This window comes from Skermanella sp., assembly GCF_059503625.1.
The window spans coordinates 1-8,301 of record NZ_JCACHA010000692.1; the positions used below are offsets into that span (position 1 = coordinate 1).

Annotated in this window: 18 protein-coding genes; all 18 read left to right on the forward strand. The window is 62.7% G+C overall.

Annotated elements, in window-relative coordinates; translation table 11 throughout:
- Nucleotides 1-175: 175 nt before the first annotated feature.
- The gene (gene rpsJ, locus AC5JJ6_RS22710) at nucleotides 176-484 is read left to right on the forward strand and encodes a 30S ribosomal protein S10 (RefSeq protein ID WP_037453618.1); all 309 of its coding nucleotides are present in this window, start codon (nucleotides 176-178) and stop codon (nucleotides 482-484) included.
- Nucleotides 485-541: 57 nt separating this feature from the next.
- Nucleotides 542-1,288 (forward strand): 50S ribosomal protein L3, encoded by a 747-nt coding sequence (gene rplC, locus AC5JJ6_RS22715; protein ID WP_496044248.1) that lies wholly within the window; start codon nucleotides 542-544, stop codon nucleotides 1,286-1,288.
- Between the two features lie 5 nt (nucleotides 1,289-1,293).
- Nucleotides 1,294-1,914, forward strand: coding sequence for a 50S ribosomal protein L4 (rplD, locus tag AC5JJ6_RS22720; protein ID WP_496044249.1), 621 nt, complete (start codon nucleotides 1,294-1,296; stop codon nucleotides 1,912-1,914).
- A 5-nt stretch (nucleotides 1,915-1,919) separates the two neighbouring features.
- On the forward strand, nucleotides 1,920-2,228 hold the full coding sequence (locus AC5JJ6_RS22725; RefSeq protein WP_147040171.1) for a 50S ribosomal protein L23: 309 nt from the start codon (nucleotides 1,920-1,922) through the stop codon (nucleotides 2,226-2,228).
- 15 nt (nucleotides 2,229-2,243) lie between these two features.
- Nucleotides 2,244-3,071: a 50S ribosomal protein L2 gene (gene rplB, locus AC5JJ6_RS22730; RefSeq protein ID WP_044425919.1), complete on the forward strand. Its 828-nt coding sequence runs from the start codon at nucleotides 2,244-2,246 to the stop codon at nucleotides 3,069-3,071.
- Between the two features lie 12 nt (nucleotides 3,072-3,083).
- On the forward strand, nucleotides 3,084-3,362 hold the full coding sequence (rpsS, locus tag AC5JJ6_RS22735) for a 30S ribosomal protein S19 (protein WP_044425920.1): 279 nt from the start codon (nucleotides 3,084-3,086) through the stop codon (nucleotides 3,360-3,362).
- A 2-nt stretch (nucleotides 3,363-3,364) separates the two neighbouring features.
- Complete coding sequence (gene rplV / locus AC5JJ6_RS22740; protein WP_044425921.1) at nucleotides 3,365-3,754, forward strand: 50S ribosomal protein L22; 390 nt, start codon at nucleotides 3,365-3,367, stop codon at nucleotides 3,752-3,754.
- A 1-nt stretch (nucleotide 3,755) separates the two neighbouring features.
- Entirely contained in the window at nucleotides 3,756-4,511 is a 756-nt protein-coding gene (gene rpsC, locus AC5JJ6_RS22745; RefSeq protein WP_044425922.1) for a 30S ribosomal protein S3, read from the forward strand.
- Between the two features lie 30 nt (nucleotides 4,512-4,541).
- Nucleotides 4,542-4,967, forward strand: coding sequence for a 50S ribosomal protein L16 (gene rplP, locus AC5JJ6_RS22750; protein ID WP_044425923.1), 426 nt, complete (start codon nucleotides 4,542-4,544; stop codon nucleotides 4,965-4,967).
- On the forward strand, nucleotides 4,964-5,167 hold the full coding sequence (gene rpmC / locus AC5JJ6_RS22755) for a 50S ribosomal protein L29 (RefSeq protein ID WP_496044250.1): 204 nt from the start codon (nucleotides 4,964-4,966) through the stop codon (nucleotides 5,165-5,167). The genes rplP and rpmC overlap by 4 nt, the downstream gene beginning before the upstream one ends.
- A 10-nt stretch (nucleotides 5,168-5,177) precedes the next feature.
- Entirely contained in the window at nucleotides 5,178-5,444 is a 267-nt protein-coding gene (gene rpsQ, locus AC5JJ6_RS22760) for a 30S ribosomal protein S17 (protein WP_044425926.1), read from the forward strand.
- Between the two features lie 17 nt (nucleotides 5,445-5,461).
- Nucleotides 5,462-5,830 (forward strand): 50S ribosomal protein L14, encoded by a 369-nt coding sequence (gene rplN / locus AC5JJ6_RS22765; protein ID WP_037453585.1) that lies wholly within the window; start codon nucleotides 5,462-5,464, stop codon nucleotides 5,828-5,830.
- Entirely contained in the window at nucleotides 5,830-6,150 is a 321-nt protein-coding gene (rplX, locus tag AC5JJ6_RS22770) for a 50S ribosomal protein L24 (RefSeq protein ID WP_496044251.1), read from the forward strand. The genes rplN and rplX overlap by 1 nt, the downstream gene beginning before the upstream one ends.
- A gap of 8 nt (nucleotides 6,151-6,158) precedes the next feature.
- A complete protein-coding gene (gene rplE / locus AC5JJ6_RS22775) occupies nucleotides 6,159-6,701 on the forward strand; it encodes a 50S ribosomal protein L5 (protein WP_044425928.1) in 543 nt (180 codons plus the stop codon).
- 19 nt (nucleotides 6,702-6,720) lie between these two features.
- Entirely contained in the window at nucleotides 6,721-7,026 is a 306-nt protein-coding gene (rpsN, locus tag AC5JJ6_RS22780) for a 30S ribosomal protein S14 (RefSeq protein WP_496044252.1), read from the forward strand.
- Between the two features lie 14 nt (nucleotides 7,027-7,040).
- Nucleotides 7,041-7,439: a 30S ribosomal protein S8 gene (gene rpsH / locus AC5JJ6_RS22785; protein WP_044425930.1), complete on the forward strand. Its 399-nt coding sequence runs from the start codon at nucleotides 7,041-7,043 to the stop codon at nucleotides 7,437-7,439.
- A 9-nt stretch (nucleotides 7,440-7,448) separates the two neighbouring features.
- A complete protein-coding gene (gene rplF / locus AC5JJ6_RS22790) occupies nucleotides 7,449-7,985 on the forward strand; it encodes a 50S ribosomal protein L6 (RefSeq protein ID WP_044425931.1) in 537 nt (178 codons plus the stop codon).
- A gap of 11 nt (nucleotides 7,986-7,996) precedes the next feature.
- Nucleotides 7,997-8,301, forward strand: a 305-nt coding sequence (gene rplR / locus AC5JJ6_RS22795) for a 50S ribosomal protein L18 (RefSeq protein WP_496044253.1), incomplete at its 3' end; no start/stop codon positions are given.

Genomic DNA, 8,301 nt, shown 5'->3' on the forward strand with positions numbered 1-8,301 from the left:
CCGCGAGGGCGGCCGCACCGTCGGCGCCGGCGTCGTCGCCAGCATCATCAAGTAAATCGGTTCGGGGTCGCTCCGGACCATGAGGTCCGGGGTGCAACGAGTTAGCCGGCGAAGAGGGGCCGCTCTCCTGAACGGAGCGGCCCCTTCAGCGGCAGAGAAACGGGTTTTGAAGACGATGGACAGTCAGAATATCCGGATCCGCCTGCGGGCGTTCGACCATCGCGTGCTCGACCAGTCGACCAGCGAGATCGTCAACACCGCCAAGCGGACCGGCGCACGGGTTCGGGGTCCGATCCCCCTGCCCACGCAGATCGAGAAGTTTACGGTCAACCGCTCGCCGCACATCGACAAGAAGTCGCGCGAGCAGTTCGAAATCCGTACTCATAAGCGCCTGATCGATATCGTCGATCCGACCCCGCAGACCGTGGACGCGCTGATGAAGCTCGACCTCGCCGCCGGTGTCGACGTCGAGATCAAGCTCTAAGTACAAGGGTAAGGGACCTCTCCCCCTGAGGATGTCCCTAGTGAGGAGAAATAAACCATGCGATCCGGTTTGATCGCGCAGAAACTCGGCATGACCCGCGTCTTCACGGACGAGGGCGAACATGTTCCGGTCACTGTGCTGAAGGTTGACAACGTACAGGTTGTCGCCGTGCGTACCGAGGAAAGCGACGGGTATACCGCCGTCCAGCTCGGCGCCGGTACCGCCAAGGTCAAGAACGTCACGAAGCCCCAGCGCGGCCACTTCGCCAAGGCGAAGGTCGAGCCCAAGCGCAAGCTGGTGGAGTTCCGTGTCGATGCCGATGCCCTGATCGAGGTCGGCGCCGAGCTTTCGGCTGCCCATTTCGTTCCGGGTCAACTCGTGGACGTCACCGGAACGACGATCGGCAAGGGCTTCGCCGGCGGCATGAAGCGGTGGAACTTCGGCGGTCTGCGCGCGACCCACGGCGTGTCGGTCTCGCACCGCTCGCATGGTTCGACCGGTAACCGTCAGGATCCCGGCAAGACCTTCGCCAACAAGAAGATGGCCGGTCATCTCGGCGCCGAGCAGGTCACCACCCAGAACCTGAAGATCGTCTCGGTCGACGAAGACCGCGGCCTGATCCTGGTCAAGGGTGCCGTCCCCGGTTCCGAAGGTGGTTGGGTGCTGGTTCGCGACGCTGTCAAGCGCAAGGCTCCGGAAGGCCTGCCGTTCCCGGCGGCTCTTCGCTCCAAGCCTGACGCTGCTCCGGCTGCTGCCGCCCCCGAGGCCCCTGCCGCCGAAGCCGGCGCCGAGCCGACGGAGTGAATGAGATGAAGACGACCGTCAAGAATCTGAAGAACGAAGAAGTCGGTGAGATCGAACTCGACGAGGCCGTGTTCGGCGTGCCGTTGCGTACCGATCTCCTGGCCCGCATGGTCAACTACCAGCTCGCCAAGCGGCGTTCGGGTAACCACAAGACCAAGGGCATCTCGGAAATCCGCGGCACCACCAAGAAGCCGCACCGCCAGAAGGGTACCGGCCGCGCCCGTCAGGGTTCGCTGCGGTCTCCGCAGTTCCGCGGCGGCGCCGCGATCTTCGGTCCGGTCGTTCGCAGCCATGCGCACGATCTGAACAAGAAGGTCCGCAAGCTGGCGCTGAAGACCGCTCTCTCGACCAAGCTGGCCGAAGGCAAGCTGGTGGTGCTGGACGCGGTCGCCGTCGACAGCCATAAGACGAAGGAAATGGTCCAGCGCTTCAAGCTGCTCGGCCTGACTTCGGCGCTGATCATCGACGGCGCCAATCTGGATGAGAACTTCGTGCGTGCGTCGAGGAATGTGCCGCTGATCGACGTGCTGCCGGAACAGGGTGCCAATGTCTACGACATCCTGCGCCGGGACACGCTGGTTCTGACGCGCAACGCGGTCGAGCAGCTGGAGGCTCGCCTGAAATGAGCAAGATCTCGAAACCTTCGGTGAGCAAGGAGCGGATGTACGATCTGATCACCGCCCCGATCATCACCGAGAAGTCGACGTTGGGTTCCGAACACCGCCAGGTCACCTTCGAGGTGCCCATGGACGCTACCAAGCCTGAGATCAAGGCTGCGGTGGAAGGGCTGTTCAAGGTCAAGGTGACGGCGGTCAACACGCTGATCACCAAGGGCAAGGTCAAGCGCTTCAAGGGTATTCTGGGCCGTCGCTCCGACTACAAGAAAGCGGTCGTGACGCTGGCGGAAGGCCACACGATCGACGTGACCACTGGCGTTTAAGTCTGGAACTGACCGATGGCATTGAAAAACTTCCGCCCGATCACGCCGTCGCTCCGCCAGCTCGTGCTGGTGGACCGTTCGGAGCTGTGGAAGGGCAAGCCGGTCAAGTCCCTCACCGAGGGTCTGACCAAGAGCGGCGGTCGTAACAACACCGGTCGCATCACTGCGCGCCGGATCGGTGGCGGCCATAAGCGCCGCTACCGTCTGGTGGACTTCAAGCGGCGCAAGTTCGACGTTCCGGCCGTCATCGAGCGGCTGGAGTACGATCCGAACCGTACCGCGTTCATCGCGCTGGTCCGTTACGAGGACGGTGAGCAGGCCTACATTCTGGCGCCTCAGCGCCTGAAGGTCGGCGACACCGTGATCGCCGGCGAGCGAGTCGACGTGAAGCCCGGCAACGCGATGCCGCTGAAGAACATCCCGGTGGGCACGATCGTCCACAACGTTGAACTGAAGGCAGGCAAGGGCGGCCAGCTGGCACGTTCGGCCGGCACCTATGTTCAGCTCGTCGGCCGCGACCAGGGCTATGCCCAGTTGAAGCTGGCTTCGGGCGAGCTGCGCGTCGTGCGGGGCGAATGCCTCGCCACGATCGGCGCGGTGTCCAACCCGGACCAGTCCAACATCAACCTGGGCAAGGCCGGTCGCAATCGCTGGCTGGGCAAGCGTCCTTCGGTCCGTGGCGTCGCCATGAACCCGATCGACCACCCGCACGGCGGTGGTGAAGGCCGGACCTCCGGTGGCCGGCATCCGGTGACCCCGTGGGGCAAGCCGACCAAGGGCAAGAAGACGCGGAACAACAAGAAGACGGATGGCCAGATCCTGCGCCGCCGTCATGCGAAGTAGAGGAGTTACGCCGTGGCGCGCAGCGTCTGGAAGGGACCGTTCATTGACGGTTACCTGCTGAAGAAAGCCGATAAGGCGCGGGCAAGCGGTCGTAACGAGATCATCAAGATCTGGTCGCGTCGCTCCACCGTCCTGCCCCAGTTCGTCGGTTTGACCTTCGGCGTTCACAATGGTCAGAAGTTCCTGCCCGTGATCGTGACCGAAAACATGATCGGTCACAAGTTCGGCGAGTTCGCTCCGACCCGGACCTATTACGGCCATGCGGCCGATAAGAAGTCGAAGAGGAAGTAGTCATGGGCAAGACAGCCAATGCGCCTCGCATCGCCGAAAACGAAGCGATGGCATTCGGTAAGATGATCCGGTCTTCGGCCCGTAAGCTCAACCTCGTCGCCGAGTTGATCCGGGGCAAGGGCGCGCAGGCGGCGGTGGCCGACCTGACCTTCTCCAAGCGGCGTGTCGCCGAGGAGGTCAAGAAGGTCCTGCAGTCGGCGATCGCCAATGCGGAGAACAACCACCAGCTCGACGTCGACCGTCTGTTCGTCGCCGAGGCGACGGTCGGTCGCGCTCTGGTCATGAAGCGGTTCCACGCCCGCGCCCGCGGCCGCGGCGCCCGGGTCGAGAAGCCGTTCAGCAATCTGACCGTGATCGTGCGCGAGCGCGCCGAAGCGGTGGAGGCCGAGTAATATGGGTCAGAAGATCAATCCGGTCGGGCTTCGGCTCGGCATCAACCGCACCTGGGACAGCCGCTGGTACGCAAATCGGGACTACGCCGATCTGCTCCACAGCGATCTCAAGCTCCGGAGCTTCCTGCACGGCCGCCTCCAGCAGGCGGGCGTTTCCCGGGTGGTTATCGAGCGTCCGGCGAAAAAGGCGCGGGTGACCATTCATTCCGCCCGTCCGGGGGTTGTTATCGGTAAGAAGGGTGCCGATATCGAGAAGCTCCGCGTCGAGCTGGCCAAGATGACCGGTTCGGACGTCAACCTGAACATCGTCGAGATCCGCAAGCCGGAAATCGATGCCAAGTTGATTGCCGAAAACATCTCCAACCAGCTCGAGCGCCGCGTTGCTTTCCGCCGCGCCATGAAACGTGCCGTGCAGTCCGCGATGCGCCTGGGAGCCCAGGGCATCCGGATCAACTGCTCCGGTCGTCTCGGCGGTGCGGAAATCGCGCGTATGGAGTGGTATCGGGAAGGCCGTGTGCCTCTGCACACGCTCCGCGCTGACGTGGACTACGGTGTTGCAACCGCAAAGACCACGTATGGCACGTGCGGCGTAAAAGTATGGGTGTTCAAGGGCGAAATCCTTGCGCACGACCCGATGGCGCAGGATAAACGCGCAAGTGAACAACAGGCCGGTCCCAGCGGACGGCCCGAGCGTGGCGAGCGTGGCGATCACCATCGTGGTGACCGCGGCGATCGTGGCGATCACGGCAATCGCTGAACGGCAGGATACTAGTAGAGGGCACATGCCATGCTAAGTCCTAAGCGTACGAAGTACCGCAAGGCACATAAGGGCCGTATCCACGGCACCGCCAAGGGCGGGACGACTCTGAACTTCGGCGCCTACGGCCTGAAGGCGGTTGAACCGGCGCGCATAACCGCGCGCCAGATCGAGGCGGCTCGCCGCGCGATCACCCGCCACATGAAGCGTCAGGGCCGCGTCTGGATCCGGATCTTCCCGGATGTCCCGGTTTCCACCAAGCCTGCCGAAGTCCGCATGGGCTCCGGCAAGGGGTCGCCCGAGTTTTGGGCGGCCAGGGTGCATCCCGGCCGCATCATGTTTGAACTGGACGGCGTCCCCGGTGACTTGGCAAAGCGGGCTTTCGAGCTCGCAGCCGCCAAGCTGCCGATCAAGACCCGGTTCATCACCCGTCTGGGCGAGGAGTTGGATCAATGACGAAGCCCGCCGATCTGCGCACCAAGACCGCAGATGAGCTCAATGACCAGCTCCTGACCCTGAAGAAGGAGCAGTTCAACCTGCGCTTCCGCCGGGCCTCGGGCCAGCTTGAGAACACCGCGCGCGTCGGCCAGGTGCGCCGCGACATCGCGCGCATCAAGACCATCCTGGGCGAGCGCGTGCGCTCGTCCGCGTCGTAGGAGTTTACCCATGCCCCGGCGTATCATGCAGGGCACGGTCGTTAGCGATAAGGGCGATAAGACAATTATCGTCCTCGTCGAGCGTCGCGTGATGCATCCCGTGTACAAGAAGTTCATCCGGCAGTCGAAGCGTTACGCTGCCCATGACGAGAACAACCAGTTCAAGACCGGCGACAACGTCTTCATCGAGGAAAGTCGTCCGATCTCGAAGCGCAAGCGTTGGGTTGTTCTCACCGATGCCGCAGCTGCGGCAGAGTCCGGCTCTTCCGCCGGCTGATTGAAGAGGTCTGACATATGATCCAGATGCAAACCAACCTGGAGGTCGCCGACAATAGCGGCGCGCGCCGGGTGCAGTGCATCAAGGTGCTTGGCGGGTCCAAGCGCAAGGTGGCTGGCGTTGGCGACGTGATCGTCGTCTCCGTCAAGGAAGCCATCCCGCGCGGACGCGTCAAGAAGGGCGATGTGCATCGTGCGGTCATCGTCCGCACGTCCAAGGAGATCCGGCGCACCGACGGCAGCTCCATCCGCTTCGACCGCAACGCCGCCGTGCTGATCAACAAGCAGGGCGAGCCCATCGGTACCCGTATCTTCGGGCCGGTGACCCGTGAGCTGCGCGGCAAGAAGTTCATGAAGATCATCTCGCTTGCGCCGGAGGTGCTGTAATGTCCGCCGCTAAGATCAAGAAAAGCGACAAGGTCGTCGTTATCGCCGGCAAGGACAAGGGCAAGACCGGTGAGGTCATCGAGGTTCTTCCCAAGGAGAACCGGGTCAAGGTTCGCGGTGTGAATATCGTCAAGAAGCACCAGCGCCAGACCCAGACCACCGCCGGCGGCATCCTGGAAGTGGAGGCTTTCCTGCACGTCTCCAACGTTGCCCATATCGACCCCAAAGATAACAAGCCGACTCGGGTGGGATTCAAGACCCTCGAGGATGGCCGCAAGGTGCGCGTCGCCAAGCGGTCCGGCGAAGTCATCGATCTGTGAGCGCCACCATGACGACCAGGCTGAAAAAGCAATACGACGACGTCGTACGCGCCAAGTTGAAGGCTGAGTTCAACTACGCCAACGACATGGAAGTGCCGCGGATCGAGAAGATCGTCATCAACATGGGTGTTGGTGAAGCAACCTCCGACGGCAAGAAGGTCAACTCGGCTGTCGCCGAACTGACCGCTATCGCTGGCCAGCGGCCGGTGGTGACCAAGGCCCGCAAGTCGATCGCCCAGTTCAAGCTGCGTGAAGGCATGTCGATCGGCTGCAAGGTGACCCTGCGTCGCGAGCGCATGTATGAGTTCCTCGACCGTCTGGTGACGATTGCACTGCCGCGCGTCCGCGACTTCCGCGGCGTCTCGGGCACCAGCTTCGACGGTCGTGGCAACTACGCCATGGGCTTGAAAGAGCAGATCATCTTCCCGGAAATCGATTACGACAAGATCGACGAGATCCGGGGCATGGACATCATCATCGTGACGACTGCGAAGACCGACAAGGAAGCCAAGGCGCTCCTCAAGGGCTTCGACATGCCGTTCGTCGCCTGAGCGGCAGGAGGTTACAGCCATGGCCAAGACAAGCGCCATCCAGAAGAACAAGCGCCGCGAGCGCCTGGTCAAGAAATTCGCCAACAAGCGCGCTGAGCTGAAGGCGATTTCCAAGGACCCGTCGCTGACGCCGGAAGATCAGTTCGCCGCCCGGCTCAAGCTCGCCGAGATGCCGCGCAACTCGAGCCGGACCCGCGTCCGCAATCGCTGCGAGATGTCCGGTCGTCCGCGCGCTTTCTATCGTAAGTTCAAGCTTTCGCGTATCGCGCTTCGTGATCTGGCCTCCAACGGTCAGATCCCGGGCATGACGAAGTCGAGCTGGTAAGGGGGATCGGAAAGATGTCTTTGAGCGATCCTTTGGGCGATATGCTGACCCGTATCCGTAACGGTCAGCGTGCCCACATGACCAGTGTCGACAGCCCGGCCTCCAAGCTGCGGTCGAGCGTGCTGGAAGTGTTGAAGCGTGAAGGTTACATCCGCGGCTACTTCCAGGAAGAGCTGCGTCCCGGCATTGCTCAGCTCCGTATCGAGCTGAAGTATCACGAGGGCGAGCCGGTCATCAAGACCATCAGCCGCGTGTCCAAGCCCGGCCGTCGCGTCTACTCGAAGATCAAGGATCTGCCCCGCGTGTATAACGGCCTCGGGATTTCGATCCTGTCGACGCCGCGCGGTGTGATGTCCGACAACGAAGCCCGCGCTGCCAATGTTGGCGGCGAAGTGCTTTGCCGCGTGTTCTAAGAGGCAGCCATGTCACGAATTGGTAAACACCCCGTGCCGGTCCCGGCTGGCGTTGACGTCGCAGTCAACGGCCAGACCCTGACGGCCAAGGGCAAGCTGGGCCAGCTCAGCATGACCCTTATCGATGACATCGCGGCGTCGCTCGATGACGGCAAGGTCGTCGTCAAGCCGCGCCATGCCGACAGCAAGCGCGGCAAGGTGATGTGGGCGACTTCGCGGACACTCGTGGCCAACATGGTCAAGGGCGTCAGCGAGGGCTTCACGGTCAACCTCGAAATCAACGGCGTCGGTTATCGCGCCGCCGTGCAGGGCAGCGATCTGGTTCTCCAGCTCGGCTACTCGCACGACGTCGTCTACCCGATCCCCGCCGGGATCGCGATCAAGACCGAGCGTCCGACCGCGATCTCCGTTTCCGGGGCCGACCGTCAGAAGGTCGGCCAAGTCGCAGCGGAAATCCGTCAGTTCCGGAAGCCGGAGCCCTACAAGGGCAAGGGCATCAAGTACTCGACGGAGACTCTGCTGCGCAAGGAAGGCAAGAAGAAGTAGGGGCACGGCCGATGAAAACGTCAAAGGAACTGAACGCACGCCGCAAGATGCGGGTGCGTACGCAGATCAGGAAGAAGGCGGGCGGCCGGCCCAGATTGTCGGTTTTCCGGTCCAGCAAGCACATCTATGTCCAGGTGATCGACGACAGCGAGGGCAAGACCCTCGCGGCCGCGTCGACCATCGACAAGGATCTGCGCGAGTCGCTGAAGACCGGTGCGGACATCGAAGCAGCCAAGCTGGTCGGCAAACTGATCGCCGAGCGGGCGACGGCGGCCGGCGTGACGGAGGTCGTCTTCGATCGCGGCGGCTATCTCTT